General features: G+C 30.1%; 16 protein-coding genes. 2 read left to right on the top strand and 14 right to left on the bottom strand.

Annotated features, from left to right (window positions below):
• Positions 1-15: 15 nt before the first annotated feature.
• The 14 genes from AC4FQ3_RS06785 to AC4FQ3_RS06850 form a co-directional block, all read right to left on the bottom strand.
• Positions 16-1,257, bottom strand: coding sequence for a hypothetical protein (locus tag AC4FQ3_RS06785; protein ID WP_491181360.1), 1,242 nt, complete (start codon positions 1,255-1,257; stop codon positions 16-18).
• Between the two features lie 123 nt (positions 1,258-1,380).
• Positions 1,381-3,258, bottom strand: coding sequence for a type VI secretion system Vgr family protein (locus AC4FQ3_RS06790; RefSeq protein WP_491181361.1), 1,878 nt, complete (start codon positions 3,256-3,258; stop codon positions 1,381-1,383).
• A 216-nt stretch (positions 3,259-3,474) separates the two neighbouring features.
• Positions 3,475-3,870 carry a type VI secretion system tube protein TssD gene (gene tssD, locus AC4FQ3_RS06795; RefSeq protein WP_302094979.1) on the bottom strand — a complete coding sequence of 132 codons (396 nt, stop codon included), beginning with the start codon at positions 3,868-3,870 and terminating at the stop codon, positions 3,475-3,477.
• A 209-nt stretch (positions 3,871-4,079) separates the two neighbouring features.
• Positions 4,080-4,856, bottom strand: a complete 777-nt coding sequence (locus AC4FQ3_RS06800; RefSeq protein WP_124020522.1) for a DUF5457 domain-containing protein — start codon at positions 4,854-4,856, stop codon at positions 4,080-4,082.
• 10 nt (positions 4,857-4,866) lie between these two features.
• Positions 4,867-7,191, bottom strand: coding sequence for a type VI secretion system protein TssR domain-containing protein (gene tssR / locus AC4FQ3_RS06805; protein WP_491181362.1), 2,325 nt, complete (start codon positions 7,189-7,191; stop codon positions 4,867-4,869).
• Positions 7,192-8,130, bottom strand: coding sequence for a PKD domain-containing protein (locus AC4FQ3_RS06810; protein ID WP_042566690.1), 939 nt, complete (start codon positions 8,128-8,130; stop codon positions 7,192-7,194).
• Positions 8,120-8,590 (bottom strand): type VI secretion system TssO, encoded by a 471-nt coding sequence (tssO, locus tag AC4FQ3_RS06815; RefSeq protein WP_042566691.1) that lies wholly within the window; start codon positions 8,588-8,590, stop codon positions 8,120-8,122. The genes AC4FQ3_RS06810 and tssO overlap by 11 nt, the downstream gene beginning before the upstream one ends.
• Before the next feature lie 9 nt (positions 8,591-8,599).
• Positions 8,600-9,091 (bottom strand): hypothetical protein, encoded by a 492-nt coding sequence (locus AC4FQ3_RS06820; RefSeq protein WP_073392760.1) that lies wholly within the window; start codon positions 9,089-9,091, stop codon positions 8,600-8,602.
• Between the two features lie 10 nt (positions 9,092-9,101).
• Complete coding sequence (locus AC4FQ3_RS06825; RefSeq protein WP_491181363.1) at positions 9,102-10,238, bottom strand: hypothetical protein; 1,137 nt, start codon at positions 10,236-10,238, stop codon at positions 9,102-9,104.
• A 72-nt stretch (positions 10,239-10,310) separates the two neighbouring features.
• Positions 10,311-11,192, bottom strand: coding sequence for a TssN family type VI secretion system protein (locus AC4FQ3_RS06830; protein WP_165587219.1), 882 nt, complete (start codon positions 11,190-11,192; stop codon positions 10,311-10,313).
• Between the two features lie 35 nt (positions 11,193-11,227).
• Positions 11,228-12,133 (bottom strand): hypothetical protein, encoded by a 906-nt coding sequence (locus AC4FQ3_RS06835; protein ID WP_491181364.1) that lies wholly within the window; start codon positions 12,131-12,133, stop codon positions 11,228-11,230.
• A gap of 3 nt (positions 12,134-12,136) precedes the next feature.
• Entirely contained in the window at positions 12,137-14,569 is a 2,433-nt protein-coding gene (locus AC4FQ3_RS06840) for an AAA family ATPase (protein WP_491181365.1), read from the bottom strand.
• Positions 14,570-14,573: 4 nt separating this feature from the next.
• On the bottom strand, positions 14,574-16,331 hold the full coding sequence (locus AC4FQ3_RS06845) for a hypothetical protein (protein WP_491181366.1): 1,758 nt from the start codon (positions 16,329-16,331) through the stop codon (positions 14,574-14,576).
• Between the two features lie 8 nt (positions 16,332-16,339).
• Positions 16,340-16,759 carry a GPW/gp25 family protein gene (locus AC4FQ3_RS06850; protein WP_042566697.1) on the bottom strand — a complete coding sequence of 140 codons (420 nt, stop codon included), beginning with the start codon at positions 16,757-16,759 and terminating at the stop codon, positions 16,340-16,342.
• Positions 16,760-16,916: 157 nt separating this feature from the next.
• Here AC4FQ3_RS06850 and AC4FQ3_RS06855 point away from each other — a divergent pair, with 157 nt between their 5' ends.
• Positions 16,917-17,372, top strand: a complete 456-nt coding sequence (locus tag AC4FQ3_RS06855; protein WP_042566698.1) for a hypothetical protein — start codon at positions 16,917-16,919, stop codon at positions 17,370-17,372.
• Between the two features lie 2 nt (positions 17,373-17,374).
• On the top strand, positions 17,375-18,739 hold the full coding sequence (locus tag AC4FQ3_RS06860; RefSeq protein WP_042566699.1) for a DUF5458 family protein: 1,365 nt from the start codon (positions 17,375-17,377) through the stop codon (positions 18,737-18,739).
• The last annotated feature ends 192 nt before the right edge of the window (positions 18,740-18,931 follow it).

The following is an 18,931-nucleotide window of genomic DNA, read 5'->3' on the forward strand; positions in this document are numbered from 1 at the left end:
TTTCTTCATTTAATTTCAATTTTTTGATATCTTATTTTTTATTAGATATAACCTAAAGGGATCATCAGTAAATAACTGATATTGATTTTTTGGATTACTATAATAGTAATAAGGTATATTTTTGAAGGTTTTAAGTAATGAATCTCTAGTAGCTTTTCTATTAATTTTTATATTCTTTTTACTTCCATCATTAGCTATTGAAAAATCTTTCTTAATTTTTAAGGTGTCATTGCTAATAATAATGTCAGAATATAAAGAACCGTCCCAATATTCCCCCCCATAAGCATAGCGCCGCAACCTTGTCTTTTGAAAATATTTGAACTGAATATTTTCAATATAATTTTCTCCCACATTTCTACCTGTTGAATCATTTGTTAACAAACGACTTCCTATTGTACCTTTACTTTCAAGAATTTGATAAGTTTTTCTACCATCATAAAATGCATTCCATCTATTGTTTTCCCAAAATATTACTTTTCGGAATTTTTTATAAGATTTATTAATTTTTATGTAACAATCAGTTGAAAATAAAAAATCAGCTTTTTCTAATTTTTTTTTAACGAAGTCACTTTGTTTTATTGTATCTAAATTAAAATTTTCATTGTATGTTTCAATTTTTCGTTTTAAGGTATCCCCATCTAAAGGCCAACTTCTATAATAGTTTTCATCAACATTGATCAGATAACCTTCAAAAAATATCTCCTCACTTTCAGATGGTTTATATTTAGCTATAATATTGCCAAGACTATCAAATTTATAATATATTTTTCCTAATATTCGTTCGCTATTAGCTAGTATGCAATCAGAAGCCTCTACTATTAAATTATTTTTTACAGTAATATATTGTTTGAGAGGATCATCACAACCGTCAAACAAGGACCTCATTTCTTTGTTTTTAAACCGTAAAACAGATTGCTTTATATCTTGGTATTGATTGTATTCCTTAGGTAAACGACTATTATTAAATTGGTTTATTAAATAAATATCAATGTCAGAGTTAGCTATGGCTAAAACAGAACCAAAAACAACAATACCTCCAAAAAGCCATGTTAGTTTTTGTATGGATCTGAAATATATGTAAAGGAAATAAAAAATAATGCTTCCGAAAAATAGACTCCCAAAAACGAATAAAGCGGCATATTCCGCATACAGATCTTTGAATGCAGCAAGTACAAATAAAGCACCAAACAGAGCAATACCTATTGCAATTAAAATTGCAATTAGTAAATGTTCTAAAAAGCTTTTTTCATTTTCCATTTTGTTATTTAATTATACCGTTTTGGGAATGTTTACATTAAACGTTGTTATAGAGATTGTTTAACTCCCGAGCATAAATCCTGTTTCTTCATCATGCAAGTATCTCAATTACAAGCAAATATTTTACCCCTTATTCACTTTAGCATCAATTGCCCCTAATACTTTTGAAATTCCTGAACTTTTTATCAAAATATCTCCTCCTATGGCTTTGTGAGTCGTTGTAGCGGTAACTTTATTTAAATCACCGTTTATCTTCACAGTCTTATCTCCTGATACTTTTTGCTCATACATATGAGTAATAAGTTTATATAATTCGGTTGTGTCTACTGTATTGTTTTTTCCAACTTTTAATTCGTTATTTCCATCAATGGTTGTTTTTTTGTTACCACCTACAGCTACAGACATGTTTTTACCAACCGTAATATCAAGATTATCTCCCACATTTATGCTCATATTCTTAGGCGCATTCACTGTAATATTTCCTTCACCATCCAAATATATACTATTGTCTGATGGGTCCTTAATTAGTATACTTTTCTGTGTATCATCAAAAGTGATGGTACAGCCGCTGCGTGTAAAAAAACTTTTAATATGATTGTCTAATTTTCCCCCTTCGCCTGTCTTTCCGTTAAAGATACTTCCTGTCACATATGGTCTGTTAGGATCATTGTAACGAAAACTAACCATCACATGATCTCCTACTTCCGGTATTGTAACCCAGCCGCGGTTTTTATTTATAATATCACTTGTCCCTGCATTTGGGGTTAATACATACAACCATGGTGTACGGGATTGTTGTTTTTTCTGCCATAGCAATTCTACACGAATTCTTCCATTGCCACTAGGGTCATCATTAGCCACCACCACGGCTCTTTGTTCTTGTGCTACCGGCATACTTACTTCAGGTTCAGGCAGTTTTTTTATTTTGGCCGGTAGTGCCTTAAAACTATTTTCATACTCACCTATTTCAGTAGCTGTATGTGTGATTTCGGTAATAATATAGGTGCCAATTTCATTAGAATCATAATGAACTTTTGTACTATCTAATCCTTTTTTAAAAACATCAGATTTATCTAATACTTGTTGAGATTCTATGTTAATAATCGAGCCGATTCGAAGTTTTGGATTTCCGCTTGTGGCTAAAATATAATTGCCATCTGCAGCTGCACTTTCTTGTTTCTTTTTTAAAATAGTTTCAAAATATACATCATCTCCTGTGCTAAATTGTCCATATTCATAAGAAGATGTTTTATATAATTTCGTTGAAGCTTCAAACGCAGCTTTGCCTAATTTTGGCAAACCTTCTACGACACTGTCATCTGTTTGAGCCTGGTATAATTGGTCGTTATTTTCATTGTACGTAAAACCACTATACTGGTTTGGTTTTGCCTGTACTGATATACTTAAATTAAATAAATCCTTGTTATAAATTAATTTAATCGGACTACTTTCTTTTTTTGGTTTTCCTATAAATAATTTTTCTCCATCATAAAACAACCATTCATTATATTGTCTTGCCAATCGCTGGATATATCTAAAATCCGATTCCAGATATTGTGTTTGATATTCTATTTTTGAGGTAAATTCAGGATCAATTTCATATTGTAATTGTTCACCGGCTGCAGTTTGAATTACATCATGCAACATATCTTTCAAATTAAAATCTTCCCAGGAGTTTAATTTTTGACCTGCCTCTAATAAAATAGTTTTAGAATAACCAGAAATAACAATTTGACTGCCTACATGTCCTAATTCTTGTTGGTATCGTACGTTTGTTATAATTCCTAAGAAATTATTATTTGCATCTAATCTAATATGCAGCACTTTTCCAAGAGATTCTTGCGCGCTTTCCATCGTGTATGCTCTGGACCTTTCTATAACAGAATGTGGAATACTTATTTTAAACTCGTGATGAGTATTGATGGTTTGTTTTAAATCGATTTTAGTAAAATGAGAAATTTCCTTGCCGTCTATACCAAAGATTATTTTAGGGATGACCATAATTTGTATACTTTTTAAGTTTAATTCTTTTTAAATTTTAACTTAAACAGATTATAGTCTAAAGCTCTTCTTCTTTAAAGTTCTTTATGCCGAATTCGATTTTAAGCTAAAATATCAGTCTCTGAAATAGAAGTGATATTATTCAATGTTTTTGAAGAAATTGTATAATAAAAAACAAGAAGCGGTGCTTAACCGCTTCCTGATAATTGAGATAAATTAGATTTTAGCCCAATTGTTATCTAATGTTGCATTACCTAATGTAATTTTTTCTGCTGAGAAAGTGATCTCAGTAGTCATTGGAGTTTCTGCCATAGCGTCAAGTTGCTCGCTGAAGAATACAATAAATGCATTTTCAAAAGAAAGTTCTTTCATTACTTGTTCAGAATCTGCTTTGAAAAATTTTACTTTTCCACTTACAGGTTTGTGCTGACTGTTTACTGCCTGCTCAATTACAGTAGTATTGTCTGTAGATTTTAATCTTAAATTTAATCTGCCTCCTTTAATTTCAGAAGAAACAGCACCTTTCCCATCAGTATGTCTTAACATTTCCACTTTTGAAAATAATACTTGGTACTCGTTTCCTTCGAATTCTAAAATTGATTTAAATGCCATAATAAAAATAATTAATTTGTTAAAAATTGTTTGTTTAGAATCCTCTCATGTTGTCTGACTAGTATAGACAAAAAAAGAGGTATTCTATATGATTTTAGAATACCTCTTTTTGTACTATTGTACTTTTTTGATTTGCTTCTTGTAGGAAGGTGAGGAGGATTCGCAATCAATTAGGCACGAATATATAAATAAAATCTTAACAATAGATTTTAATTAATAATATTTTTCATAAAAAATAATAAAATAAATCCCAGAAGCACAACCGTAATATGCAAGATGATAGCATTAACCTGAGGCTGCAATGAGTTTATCTGAGTTTTTATATCTGAAGTCGCAATTGTATGGATTTCATTTATTTTGTTTACTTGTTTTTGTAAAGAATCAATCGTTTTATTTAAATATAAAATGTTTTGGTGCTGATTAGAAAACAAGCGTTTTACTTCCTTGTCTGATAAAGCTGCTTTTTTCTTAATAACCCCGGTTTTAGGCTCTTTAAGGGTTAACTCACTTACATCTTCAATTTTACTGTTATTAACTTCGAAACTTTTATTTAGCTTGTTTACCAAAAAAAAGATAAAAACAATATAGGATAATAAAAACGTTGGTAAAATGTACTGAACAATTATCTCTATAGGTTTTGGTCTCACCGCACTATGAATATTGTTTATAGTACTGTAATTAGTAAAAAAAATAGGTTCTTGTTTTTTCTCTTTGTTCAATCTTTCGTTTTTAAATTTTTCTTCTAAATCTATCAGTTCAAAGCGATCCAGGGAATAAACCCCCAGACTCTCGGTTAGTTTTTTATGATGTACCATCCAATTGAGCACTTCTTCCATTTGGTATTCAGTAATGCCCGGATCTTTAAGTCTCCATAAAATTTCATTTTTTGTGAGCTCACACGGTTTTCCTTTGCTTTCAAAATAAAATAATTCTAGAATTATTTCATGCAAAGGTTTTGTCATTTCTATCGTATTCATAATCTCCATAATCCTTATTTTATAATAGAAGTTTTTTTGATATATAATAATATTTAGTTTGAGATTCATCGTCAAAAACCTCAAAAGTATTATTGCGCTGCATTTTTTCTAAAACTTCAACCTTACTGTTTAAAGTTGTAAAAATTGTTCTGAATTGGTCCGGTTTTTTCTTAAACTTTCGAATATCTTTAATCCTTATTTCATGCAACTCGGGACTGTTTACAAATACTCTTGTCTTGTAATAAAGTAAATCTGCCAAAGAACTTCTGTTTTTTATTGACTCTGTTTGTCTAATTTTACTGGCAAACATTTTACATCTGTCCCTAAAGCTTAAAATCTCGACTTTATCAATATTTGCGTTTGTATATTCTTTGCTAATTAATTCTCTGTAGTTTTCAATAAGCTGCTTAATTTCGCTCTCAGTCAGTAAAATATGGACTTTGTTTTCTAAACTACTGTTAAGAGTATCTTTTGCATTTATTACAAATGTTTCGCTTTTATAGTTTTTGGGTATGTCGGTGCTTGTACTGTCTTTTCGCGGATAATTTTGAATAAGATTATTGATCGTTCCACTTGGCTGACTTCTTAAAAAGCTAAACTCATTTTTGTATTGTGTCAGTGATTTTAATAATGTATTATTTGTTTTAATAGTTTTACTAATAACGCTGTCAATGGATTTATTGATAGTTTCCGGTGTAAGCTCTCCATTTAATTTAGGAAAAATGATGCCTCCGTTAAAATTACTTTTTAATGGTGCATCGTAGATATAATCATTATCGACATCACCATTGTATATAAACTCATCGTTTTTTGCAATCAGTTTTGGGTCAACATAATAGTTCTGGATATTTTTTTTATTGGCACTACTTGCCTCGCTTAAATACATTTTACTCTGCAGAATGAAATCCTGGTTATCGGAATTGTTTTCATTTTTAAAAATAATGAATAATATTTTAGCATTATTTTTTGCCAAAATATTGAAACTATCCGGTAAAACGTTGTTTATAGATCCATCTAAACCTGTCAGGATAAAAAAGTTATTTTCAAAATTTGTTTCTGAACTCAAAAACTGGCTAATATTTGTATTACTGTTGCGTAAAATATTCTCATCCAAAATTTCATCCGGTGTCTTAATGCTTTTCTCTATTAAATCAAACCATTTTGAAAAAGATTGGGATTTTATCAAATAATAACTTTTAGATTTCCCTTTTGCTATAAACGAATATGTAAAATTATAATTGGCATATAATTCACTACTGGTCGTTAGTTTAAGATTCTGTAATGCCGAAAGCGTTTTTTTTAAATATTGCTTTGTTGAGTTGTTGTTCTCAAAAACGTAATAAAAATTAATATTTTTACTTTCCAAAGCGATTTGTTCGATGGTTTTAATCGAAATATCATCGCCTTTTAAATTTGTAATTTTGTTCTTGTCATGGTTCCAAACATTTATGGGCAGCGATATTTTACTTGTGTTTTCGAACTTGATTGGCTCACTTGACTGATTTTCATTTACAAAAAAAGTATTCTTGTACAATTCATTAGCCAGAAAATTAATTTTTCCTGAAGAAAAATGCAGCGTATCCGCAGGATTCAGCCTGACAACCATATTATCTTCTATAGGATTCAAATATTGCAAAGGAACCCAGCCAAATTTAAGATTGGTTGTGTCTTTTGGCATAACATCATCAAAATTTGATACAAAGGCTGAATTGGTGGTTTTGTTGATTTTATATACATATACAAAATCATTTAGTTTAATATTTTTTTTAGATGCCGATTCTAAGTTGGGATCGTTCTTTAATAAAAGTGTGCTTTTTTTGACATTTTTACCACTGGAAAACAAGTTGTCTAAGGTATTTGAAGCCACAAAATATTTTACATACTTTAAATTAACCTGATTTTGCATCGCCCTGCTGTATTCAATGACATTTTCTTTTTTAATCCAACCCAAATACTGCACTTCTTTTGCATTAGAAAAATGATTTTTTTTACTGCGTAAAACGGAAAATGTTCCTTTTGGTTTCCCAATCAATTTTTTATCTGCAACCACAACCTCATAATAGTTTTTATCTTCATCGATCACATACATTGGAGACAAAATATTGGCTTTATTATTTACTTTGGCGCCATAAGGTTCTTCATAAATATTATTATCACTTCTATCTGAAAAAACTAATTTAAGCTGTGATTTTTCGCTTTCTTTTTGCTTTTCATTATCATAAGTGTTTACTGTTTTTCCTGTTTTTTCGATAACACTTGTGCTATTTTTAACCTGAGAAAAAACACCATTTGTTACCAATAAGCAAATCAACGAGGTATATCGAAGTAAAATACTAATTTTCATCTATTTACTTTGTTTTTTAGTTTTTTGAGTAACATTTATTTGCTTAAAGCATTTAATGGTATCTAATTTTACTTCCTGAATTATAGTAGAATTTCCGTCTAAGTAATGAAGTCCCTGACAATAACTTAAAAAATCATTGTATTTTTCTTCGTTTACCACTACTACTACATCAGATAAATCATTGCAGATGTATTTATTTTTCAAGTAATTAACCTGTTCTTTATACATTCTTGTATCCCTTGCTCCCAGATTGGCAATAATTTGCAAGCGCTTTTTTATATCGTTCAAAACAATACCTGCAGAATCTACAACTTCTGGTTCTTTGAATGGTTCGTACAATTGAAGAATCTCTATTTCTTTTGTTATAGGATATCTGGTTTTATCTGTTTCCAATTTTACGGTATAAATACCAGGCTGGGTAAAAATATAAATAGCCTGCTTTTCATAAGAATCGATCGTTCCGGTTTCACCAAATTCCCAATACCAATTGTTTGAACTTGGAGAATATCCTGTAAACACAATTTCTTCGCCCACATAACCAAACTCTGAGCAAAATATTTTTGGAATAGAATCTTTTGCTGTCAATGCTCTTCCATTGACGATATTAATTTGTTTTGAAAAATCGAATTTATTATCAATTTTTAGCGTTACTAAGTATTTACCTGCTCGGTCATAAGTATAATTTACGCTTCCTTTACTAACAATTGAATCACCGTTACCAAAATACCAGACTGCTTTTTTATCTGATATTAATGTACTGTCATTTATCTTAAAAGATAATTTTTCGTTTAATTCATACTGATGATTATCGTTATCGTCTAATATTGAAAAATCAAGATTACTTAATCTTTTATTGTACGGGAATAATAATGCCACTATAAACAAAATTATTGCAATACAAAACAAAACGATAACTACTGTTTTATTTTTAATGTTCATTTTTAAAATTTGCTTTACATTCGTTAAGACTTGTTTGTACAAGAGTATCGTTTTTTTTCACGGTACTTTCTTCAAGGTTTATCTCTAAAAAAACGTTTAACAGGTTACCGCCAATCAAACAAAAGTTATATGACGAATGAAATTCGTTATCCTTATACAATCGTTTATAATCTGATATTCTTCTTTTTACTTCATCAATACGCTGTACCTGGTTGATGTCATATTTAATAGTATCAATGGTCTGGAAAATTTTTCTTGATTTATTAGCATAATCTACTTTAATCTTCTGCATTTTTTCATAATCATTGATTCTGTTGAGCATATCTGTATTATTAAAATTGGGTGTTTTTAATAAAAACTTGGTAACAACAATAAATATAATACAAGCACTGATGATAAATAATAAGTTGAATTTTACCTTTTTCCAATATGTTTCATCAAATTCTATTGCCTTCTTCATAAAATGGGATTATTTTTTTTTATTTTCCTGATCGTGTTTATCAATACATTTTTTAAGCTGAGTTTTATTTATGTCGTAATTTGTCTCGGCTTCTTTCAAAACATCAATTTTAGTCTGTATATGTTGTAGTTCGACCAAAAACTCTTCATATAAAACAAAAGAATTTGTCAAATTTGTTTTTGATTTTTGAATCTCATTATTGATGGCAAATCTTTTCTCATTGATGAGAGACTGAAGGTTTTTGCGTTCGTTTAAGGTTCTGTCTTTAAATCTTAAATCGTTGATTTCTATTAATATTTCATCTAAGAGCAGGTTCATTTCGCCTTGTTTTACTGCGATATCATTGTAATATTTATGTTTTTGTTCCAACTCGGCAACGCCTTTGTTTGCAGTTATCAGCGTGATATAGAGGCAACCAAAAACAAAAGCGAAGGTTATAAAAAACATAATAAAAAACTTGCGCTTTTTACTTACTATTTTAACGTGATTAAGTGGTTTCATAGTTGTTTGTTTAATCTAGTATTGACCACGTATTGCTTTTTGGGGCTGACACTTTGGTTTCTTCACTAATTACAATATTTTCTTTTCTGATTCCGATGTATTCTAATTCGCTTAATTTTTGCCATAAGCGTTTTAAAATCCCCAGAAACTGATTTAGTTTATCCAGCGTTTGCGCAATGTCATTATGGTCATAAACAGCACTTTTTGCTTCAAATAAAACGCTAAGTAATTCTGACGGTTTTACATCAATCCATTCGTAATAATATTGTAAAAGCATTTCTTTCTCTTTGTCGTCCATTAGGGTCAATGTTGAGATAAGATGATTGGCCAACACAATTATTTTGTCAAACATATACACCGGAGCTTCTTCAGAAGCTATGTTTTTAAGATAAAAGCAGTGCTCTGCATAGTAATCAATTATTTTAGTACACAAACTAAATGTGTTCGATACTAATTTGTTATTACTGGAACTGTGCGCGTTTTTTTTATGAATTTTTATCGAAAAATCGTTTAACTGGTATAATTCGGTATTAACTTTTGTAATGAATTGATTTAAAGTTTCATTGTTTTTTGTTTTTACAACCGGAGCTATATATTTGCCATCGTCAAGGAATGTACCGTTTTGAAATGCTAATTTTTTTACGATTAAAAAGTAGCCCGATAAAAAATTATCATTCACCTCATTTTTTTTGACAATATGTAACTTTATTTCCGGAAGCGCATGGGGATGATGTAACGGAATTATTTCCGGATCTGGAATACCTACAGGAATTAGATCATAAGGATTTATAGAAACAATAACATAATAATACTCTGCAGAATTTCGGTCTAAATCATTTGCATTGATACTTGCTTCAGGAAGTTTTGTACCATAAATATCCTGATTATAAGAAATTACATATCCGTTTTTAGCAATTACATCGCATTTTTTTAAATAGGCAACCAATTGTCCGCCTTCAATTTTTATTTCAACATCTATAGATATATTACCTGCTGGCTGAATAGCCCCATAATTAAAGTTGTTTAACTGAACTTTATTATAATCACTGACAATTGTTATAAAGTTGAAATAATTATTGATAAAATGGTCCTTTGTTAGTTTTACACCATCTGTCCAGTTAATTGGTAAATGTATGTTTGATTTCATAATTGGTAAGTGTTATATTCTGGTATTAGTTAGTTTTTTTTAGTTAATGAAGTATTCCATACTTCATTTTAATTATTCCTCTATTGGATTTTGCTTTTTCAAAGTAACTCTTTTAGCAAAAATGGTTTGTTTGTTTTTTAGTTTACCCTCTGAAATCGTCTGATAAGGACTCAGATTCCTGATAAACAAAGGAAAACTGAAATATTTTGCTGTATAAAAAGTCCATCCCTTATCTTCATGTTCAGCACTGGATTCAATGGCATCATTGGGAAATCTATAATTTTGGTCTTCAATAAACTTATCAAACCAATTACCCAGATTAACATCCTGGGCAATTTTTACATCAAATTTTGAAAAAAATTCAGAATTGCTTTTTTTCTTTATATGTATTGATACCTGCATTAAACGAAACTTATCAATATTGTCCCAATACTCAATGTCTTTACGTTCTTTTCCAACCCTCCAATATTCATAAAATGACTCAGGAATCTGTAAATATTTTTTCTTTGATTCCTGAAAAAAGATTGGCGCAAATAACCATAGAATATTAAGCATACTGATATGTGCATAACTGGAAATCGCGATATAATTAAACGCCAGATAGTAAATCCAGGAAGAGAGAATTGCTACAATTAAAAAAAGAAAAACTTTTGCCGGAGCACTATTTTGTATTTCTATCTTTTGAAACATGGCTGAATCCATAAAATACAACAATCCAACTCCGAGTATTAAGTACCATAATACTGAAAACAATAAGCCAAACCAAATAAACTCATTGTTAAAAAACGCAAACAAACAAGGTAAAGCTGCTATAAGCGAAAAGCATAAAATAAATATTATGGCCGCCTTGGCTTTTATTTTTATACTCGAAAACTGACTCATAATGAGCGTTATAATAAGTATCAAAAACGGCGCTAAAAGGTATTTTAAAAAAAAGGGTAGTATTGTATTCATAAGTGAATGTTATCTCTTTTATTATAGTTTAAAAATTATAAAATGGTATTTATACCTAAATAGTTTTCGTTTAGTTTTATCCCTAATTGGTAGTTATTAAAAAAAACAATATCAACTTTTCTGTTACTAATAAGAAAATACTCTAATACTTTTCGCGTAAGCTCCATCTTGTTTTCTAAAATGGGATAATCAATATTTCCTTCAAAATATAACGTCACCTCAACATCATCAATCTCACTTTCTACCGCTCCGCTAAGTCCTAAATCAAAGCCTAAAGTACCTTCGCTTAGTTTTAAAAAAGGAGATGTCGTAAATACATGTTTTTTATATTTTAGTTTTACTACATTGCCTAGCAGCATTTCTAAAACTTTCTCCAGCTCCGGAAGATTTTCTTTTAGTTTTTCAGCCTCACATAAATAAATGAACAGATTCTTTTTTTGTTCTTTAGATAAATTAAAATCAATACCAACTAGTTCATCTACTATATTTAGAAACAAATCAATCTTGTCCTGAAACAAGTGTAAGCTTCTGATCGCATAATGAGTATTGGCAAAAAAAATCTCATTATCAAAAGGCATAAAGAAATCTAAAGCATTCTTTTCTGTTTCTTTATTTTCTCTGACCGCCTCTACAATCTCTTTGTTTGACATTGTAGGATTGCTAACAGACAAGGGATGAAAAAGCAGTTCAGGTAAATTATGGTAAATGCTGTTTTTCGCCAAATGCAAAACAAGCGCTTCCTTGGTAAATCTGGAATCTTCCTGATATAACATTGAAGAAAGATCAATAGCATCTCTGGAATTGTTTCTTTTTGAAAGACCTTTGTGCCTAACAAAAACTTCGGTATCATCTTTTAGAATATTCTGTAATTCATAAAAAAGAATTTCACCTCTTAAATTGAAATTAAGCTGTTGTTTTAAAACTGTAATATCCTGTTCCATAACTTACTTTTTTTCCCAAATAAACTCATCTTCTTTTATATCTAAAACAATAGCTTCATTCTCAAGAATAGCTTCTGATATAATTAATTTTGAAATTGTTTTCTTTAGATACGTTCTCACGATTCCGGCAATAGGTCTGGCGCCATATTTTTTAGAAAATCCTTTATTTGTCAGATATTCTAAAGCACCATCTGATAGATCAAATGAAATATTTTTGATGCTTATTAATTGCTCTTGCAAGCGATTTAAGTGTAATTTAAAGATGGCTTTGGCAATTTCTATATTGATAGGCGCAAATGGAACAACCTCTGTCAAACGGCCTAAAAATTCAGGTCTGAAATGCTGGCTCATTATCTCAATTAATTGATTAGAAGTCGGTAAATGACCGCTTTCTATTTGCTCCTGAATCCATTGACTTCCAATGTTTGAAGTAAAAATGATGATCGCATTAGAAAAATCACCTTCACGTCCTAATTTATCATGAATTTTTCCTTCATCCATAATTTGCAAAAACACATCGTAAACAGAACTGTGTGCTTTTTCGATTTCGTCAAAAAGTACAACTGAATATGGTTTTTGCCTAATTTTATTAACCAGCATCCCTCCTTCTTCATACCCTACATATCCCGGAGGAGCACCATATAATAAAGCTGCCGAATGTTCTTCTTTAAATTCTGACATGTCAAATCGAATCATCGCATTTTCATCATCAAACAACAATTCAGCCAGCGTTTTTGTCAATTCTGTCTTTCCCGTTCCTGTTGGCCCTAAGAAAAAGAAGGATCCAATAGGTTGTTTAGGATTACTCAAACCACTTCGGGATTCGATAATAGCTTCGGATAGCGTTTTTATAGCATGCGATTGTCCTTTTACCCTTTCTTGCAGTTTGTCTTCGATTGTTAAAAGCTTCTCTTTTTCGCCCGCGCTTATTTTTCCCAACGGTATCCCGGTCGCATTAGAAACCACTGCCAGAATCTCAGATTTTGTTACAACCGTAATTTTTTCTTTGGCTATATTTTCAATGTTTGATGCTAATTTCTCGATATCTTCAAAAGTAACCGGCTCATTTTTTTGTCTTTTCGAATTTTCTGTAACATCAATTTTACTAGTTACAACACAGCTTATTCGATTGTATATTTCCTTTTCAAGCAAACTCATTTTTGATTCATCAGCGGGATCAGATTCTTTTATCTGTTCTTTTATTTTTACAATTTCTACTAATGAATTTGCGTTAGAAACAATTACTGATGAAGCCGTTCTGTCTAATAAATCAATTGCTCCGTAAGGCAGTTTTTTTTCTTTATAAAATCGTTTAGACAAATGAATTGCTTCCTGTATTACCTCTTCATTAATGGTTATTTTATAATGCTTTTCTAATTTATTTTTATAAATATTCAAACATTCAACCAATAAAGAATAATCCAGTTCTTCAATAAAAATGTTCTCAAATTTTCCATTTATTGTAGTTCCTTCAATTGATTTTCTATAAGAATCTGCATCAATTGAGGCAATAATATTAATATCTCCCTGAGTTAATTGCGTATTAATAATATTGATTACAGCATTTGATTTTGAGTTTGATGAGTTTAACAACACCTGTATGTCATCAATAAAAAGAATGCTTTTTCCGTTTTTGGATAATTTTTCGAAAATTTCAATAAGCTTTTTCGAAATCTCATTTTCATTACTGCAATTTGCAACGAGTTTAGAAACATTTAAAGATAAAACAAGTGTTTCTTCAAAGAAATTAGGATCTGTTTCGTGTAAATTGTGAATAAGGTTTTTTATAATACTTGTTTTTCCAATACCAGATTCTCCAATTAATAAAATACCATGGTTTTCATATCTTTCTATATTTTCAAGTATCAATCGAACTTCTCTATTTCTGCCAATGATACTGCTTCCTTCTTCAATAATATTTTTTTTATATAAAGTATCGCAATAGCTAATGTCGATCGTTTCCTGCTCATCTGCATTGTCTGCCAGACTAAAACTCTTTTGATTATTTCTAAGTCCAAAGTGTTTCAAAAGTTCCTTATCGCTTAAGTTTAAGCCATCAATTTGTTTGTCGCTATAAACCAATCCGGGTTTAATAATGGCAATAAAAACACAAAATGCATCGATAGAATCGGCCCCTAATCTAATTTTATTGAAATTTGATTCTGTAAAAACGTTTTCAACTTCGGTATCACTTGTAATGCTATTATCATTGGTTTGAGAAGAAGTATATACTTCTTTTCTCACGTCAAACCATTCTTTTATATATTCTATATCCTTAGATAGTGATTTTAATACTTCTACTAATCCTGTTGGTTCAAATAACAATGCATACGCTAAATGAGCTACCCCATATGTACTGTGACCATCCTGAATTGCTAATGATTTAGCAGATTTAATTGCAGATAATAAGCTTGGACTATAATCTAATTCGTTCATAAGTTTAATTAATTGTAATTTGAAACGGAATGTTCATAACCGATTGTTTTTCTAATGTTTCTTTTAAAAACATCTCTATTTTTTTCTTGTTTTCTATCTGCAAAGCATATTTTTCCTGTAAAACAACTTCGACATCAATGGTTCTGTGTACTCCTTGTTTTCTATTGCTGCTTATCCCTACTCCATCTGTAATTAAAACATCTTTAGTAATATTTCTTAAATGATAGTGCACCGCTGATTTTATATCCTGTTTGGTTACTAAGCGCTCTTTTGACAAAAAACCGTAACGCAGATTAATTAGTTTTTCGACTTTATTATTCCTGTAAATCCCTCCAATTGAACTTGTTTCAAAAATGGTGGAATCCTGAGCTAATTCGGATATAGAGGTTTGTTTTAAAATGGTGCCTTTTTTTAAATTATTGGCCACTTGTCCATTCGAAGTCCAATACGAGTAATAAAGAATTTTAGATTTCTCAGTTTCATGGATTAAAGCATATACTTCCTCTTCGTTAACCTGACTGTAACTGCTATTAATTTTGCTTTCGATCGAATTAAGTTCTTCGTTGATTCTGGTCATCGTGGCATCAATATAATCTGCATTTATATTAGAAAAAGAACCAATATCTTCTCGTAATGCCCTAGCTAATTTTTTAAGAAAAAACTTTGCATTTCTTGAATCATAATTTTCTAATCCGCCATAAAAAATAGTAAATGTATTTGAGGTAAGTGAATTAGCCTGTTTTATACCATTTGTAAACTCAATATTTTTTTCGTTAAAAATTTTCATTACATCAAGAAAATGGGTATTCCTCTCTGCTTTCATCGGGAAAAGACGCCCTTCGATCTGAGCATTATGAACTCTATTGTTTAACTTTCTATTGACAATTGGAAACGTATTTATTTTTATTTGAATTTTATCGAATTCTGTTTTAGTAAAAATTTCAGGAAATATAAATTCTAACCAGATCAATCCAGTATCTTTTTTGCTGGTTTTTAGCTCTTCCTTGTCAATTTCAAATCTGTCTAATATCGATTCGTATACCAGGTTTTCTGCGTTAAGTTTTACTTTGTAAATAGAATTTTTATAAAATGATTTTATATTTTCGGCATAATGTTTATTATCCTGAACTTCATCAAAAGTTTCATTTTCGATTTCAATATTATTCCCCAAAGAATCTTTTACTTTTATAAATTGCAAAAAGTTGTCTAATGATGAATTTTCTGTTATAAAAGTAAATTTCAATGAATTAAGCTTTTCCAGATTTTCTTTCGAAACATCTAATCCAACCCAAATACGATGATCTAAAACCTTATTTTGTGCCGATAAATGCTGTACCGTTTTTGAAGAATCTATTAAAAATGAGTCATACATTTGAAAACTAATCTCCCCTTCTACAATATTTTCATTTGTAAAAGGTGTAAAATAGATATCATAATCAACATTGGTGACCATTCCTGATTTTACAACAAATTCGGTATCATTATTTAGCATAACAATACCTTTGGTAGCTGTTGTACTTGCCAAAGTATGAGCAGGCATTGGTAAATTCCACTGGCTTGGTACGATCTCCTGGGCAATTCGTTCGATAATTTTATTATCAGATTCTACTCCTTCCTGATACAAATAGTAAAGTTCATGAACAAAAACATCTAATAACATCATCACCAAAGGATCTGCCATATTGATATCTTCAATTCCCCAAATTTCCAGGCATTTTTTTTGTATCCTGTTCTTTATTTCGATAAACTTAACGTCTTTCATATTTTATTTTATTGCGAAATTGGGCTAATATTCAACTTTGTGTGAAAATTAAATGGAATTAAACTTTCTATGATGGAACCTTTTACGACTATATTGGCTTTTCTTCTAATACTTGAACCTAATTCTTTATCATTAATTTCATCTAAAGAAATAGAAACTTCACTTAGAATTAGTCTTTTTTCGAAAGCCTGAATTGAATCATATAATGATTTTCTGACCAAATCTTCCCAGTCTCTTTTTTTAATATGTTGATTAAATTCTAAATCCCAAATAATCGTGCCATAGCTTGGTGTCTCTGGAATCTCACCAAAAGAAGTTGTAATTATCATCATAATATTGTACGCAATCGACTCGTCAATCTTACAAAAATTCTCCTGTGAACCTTTAAGCAAAGACTTAAAATTAACGGGGTATTTCAGATATTTCATCTTAAAAAATATTAAGTTGTTTTTTAACAAAAATTATGGTGTTTCTAATTTTTTAACATAGTACGACAAAAATCCAAATAAAATACTTACAAATCAATATTATTTAGAAGTTTTTTTTTATTAGTTTTACAAAATTAACTAAAAATCTTATAAAATTATGAGCATGTTCAATTATGGTATTGGTGGCAATGAAGTGAAGGTTGATGCCAATGAATCAATTTTAGAAATTCCTTCAAACAGAACATTACTAATTCAAAAACTTACAAATGAGCAACCGGTGGGACCCGAAGCTGTGTATGATTTGCAGACAGTAGAAGCTGTGTTTGAAAAGTACAAACCAAGTGTAGATTTTGAATTTACTACTGAAGAAGGTTCGGATTTAAATGAATCTATGGTATTTCAAAACTTAGGAGATTTTGGAGCAAAATCAATTAAGGAGAATAGTCCTTTTTTAAATAAATTAAATACTGAAAAAGAACAAGCTTATAAAATTGTGCGTCAACTATCCAGTAACAGAGGATTAATTAAAGCTATTCAGGACCCTGCTGTTAAAGAGGCTATAATTGAATTACTTGAAAACGCTAAGAATGAAATTAACAACAATAAACTATAAATATGGCAACTCAAACTAAAGAACAAAAAAGTCATGGTTCTTCAACCGAACAATTGCTACAGGAACAAGGCAGCAAAATAAATTTATTAAATGAATATGGCGGTTTTGCCTTTTTAGAAAATGTAATCGACGGATTGTCAAACTTAAACCCTACGAGAAAAGCAAGAAAAAATATTTTTCTTAATGATGCACAATGGGAAAATGAGAGAACAACTTTAACCAATAGACTTGAGTTATGGTTGGATTTATTAAAAGGCAACGATTCTGTTGAATCTATGATTGAAGTGGCAAATGCAAAAGCTACATCTGCAGATTCAACATTAAACAGGAATTTAAAATACGCATTAAATGTTTCAAGAGAGTTAGAAACATCTTACCGCAGTGTCGCTTTATTCTATAAAAATGCTGAAAGCGATAAAATTAAAAATGTAACTATCGTAAATGCAGATATATCTCAATTAAAAGATTTAGATAATACTTTGTTTATTGATTATGTTTCAAACGAATTAAAACAAAATTTTGACAGACTAGATTTGAGAAAAAACTACTCCATTCTTTCAGTACCCGGTTATTTAGGTTCTAATGCCGTTTTAGATAAATGGTCTAAAATAGCACACGAAAACAAAACGGTATTATTAACCGATTTTCAAGATCTTGAAACTCCAGATGACGTTATAGATATTTTCTTTAATGCAAATCATACAGGTGGCGATGTATTTAAATCTAACACAATCATGACTTGTAACTATTTACTGGGAAGAAGTAAATATGATGAAGTTGGAGAGGAAGATAATTTATATGTACCGCCATCCACTTCTTTAGCAGGTAAAATCTACAAAACGCTAATGTCTCAGGTTGTTGCGGGTAAAAAATTTGGAGGTCTAAACGAAGTAGAAAGTGTTCGTTTTGATTTAAAAAAGAGCGAAATTTCAGAGCTTGAAAAAATGGGTCTTGTACCAATGGTAAATGAGTATAGTAAAATTATGGCTTTCTCTGCTAAAACATTATTTAACGGAGACAACTTAGGTTTACAAACTTACTCTGTAGTAAGAGTATTTGACCACATTACAAAAGTACTTTTCGACTTTTTAAACAGAAGAGCTTTTGAAAACTGGACAACAAGAACAGAAGCTGATTTAAGAAGCCAAATCATTAAGTTTTTAGATGGAATTAAAGGTCCAACTAATCTTATTGAAAAATTTACAGTGATGAAAATTGAACAAGATAAAACTCAAAAGGACAGAATTTTATTAGACATCCATATCACACCATATTTTCCAGCTAAAAGCTTTGTAATTCAATTAGATGGACATAAAGGAGATGGTCCTGAAGAAGCTGTTTGGCATAGTGACTACAAACAGGTTTAAACATACATTAAATATCACATTTATTTTAACCCAAAAAGTTCAAAAAACTTTTTGGGTTTTTTAATATAAAATTATTCTTATAATTCCAGCACGAATTTTTCTTCTATTATTGTCAAATTTTAAGATAGAAACCAACTAATTAAGTTAAGATAGTCTTATAAAGTTGTTATTATATAACAAGTGACTAAAATT

Source organism: Flavobacterium sp. AK-345 (assembly GCF_058310175.1).

Excerpts from the sequence above, each read along its gene's own strand:
- AC4FQ3_RS06820 (WP_073392760.1), bottom strand. The coding sequence starts at position 9,091 with ATGAAACCACTTAATCACGTTAAAATAGTAAGTAAAAAGCGCAAGTTT.
- AC4FQ3_RS06830 (WP_165587219.1), bottom strand. The coding sequence starts at position 11,192 with ATGAATACAATACTACCCTTTTTTTTAAAATACCTTTTAGCGCCGTTT.
- AC4FQ3_RS06855 (WP_042566698.1), top strand. The coding sequence starts at position 16,917 with ATGAGCATGTTCAATTATGGTATTGGTGGCAATGAAGTGAAGGTTGAT.
- AC4FQ3_RS06840 (WP_491181365.1), bottom strand. The coding sequence starts at position 14,569 with ATGAACGAATTAGATTATAGTCCAAGCTTATTATCTGCAATTAAATCT.
- AC4FQ3_RS06845 (WP_491181366.1), bottom strand. The coding sequence starts at position 16,331 with ATGAAAGACGTTAAGTTTATCGAAATAAAGAACAGGATACAAAAAAAA.
- tssD (WP_302094979.1), bottom strand. The coding sequence starts at position 3,870 with ATGGCATTTAAATCAATTTTAGAATTCGAAGGAAACGAGTACCAAGTA.
- AC4FQ3_RS06825 (WP_491181363.1), bottom strand. The coding sequence starts at position 10,238 with ATGAAATCAAACATACATTTACCAATTAACTGGACAGATGGTGTAAAA.
- AC4FQ3_RS06810 (WP_042566690.1), bottom strand. The coding sequence starts at position 8,130 with ATGAACATTAAAAATAAAACAGTAGTTATCGTTTTGTTTTGTATTGCA.
- tssO (WP_042566691.1), bottom strand. The coding sequence starts at position 8,590 with ATGAAGAAGGCAATAGAATTTGATGAAACATATTGGAAAAAGGTAAAA.
- AC4FQ3_RS06790 (WP_491181361.1), bottom strand. The coding sequence starts at position 3,258 with ATGGTCATCCCTAAAATAATCTTTGGTATAGACGGCAAGGAAATTTCT.
- AC4FQ3_RS06860 (WP_042566699.1), top strand. The coding sequence starts at position 17,375 with ATGGCAACTCAAACTAAAGAACAAAAAAGTCATGGTTCTTCAACCGAA.
- AC4FQ3_RS06800 (WP_124020522.1), bottom strand. The coding sequence starts at position 4,856 with ATGGAGATTATGAATACGATAGAAATGACAAAACCTTTGCATGAAATA.
- AC4FQ3_RS06835 (WP_491181364.1), bottom strand. The coding sequence starts at position 12,133 with ATGGAACAGGATATTACAGTTTTAAAACAACAGCTTAATTTCAATTTA.
- tssR (WP_491181362.1), bottom strand. The coding sequence starts at position 7,191 with ATGAAAATTAGTATTTTACTTCGATATACCTCGTTGATTTGCTTATTG.
- AC4FQ3_RS06850 (WP_042566697.1), bottom strand. The coding sequence starts at position 16,759 with ATGAAATATCTGAAATACCCCGTTAATTTTAAGTCTTTGCTTAAAGGT.
- AC4FQ3_RS06785 (WP_491181360.1), bottom strand. The coding sequence starts at position 1,257 with ATGGAAAATGAAAAAAGCTTTTTAGAACATTTACTAATTGCAATTTTA.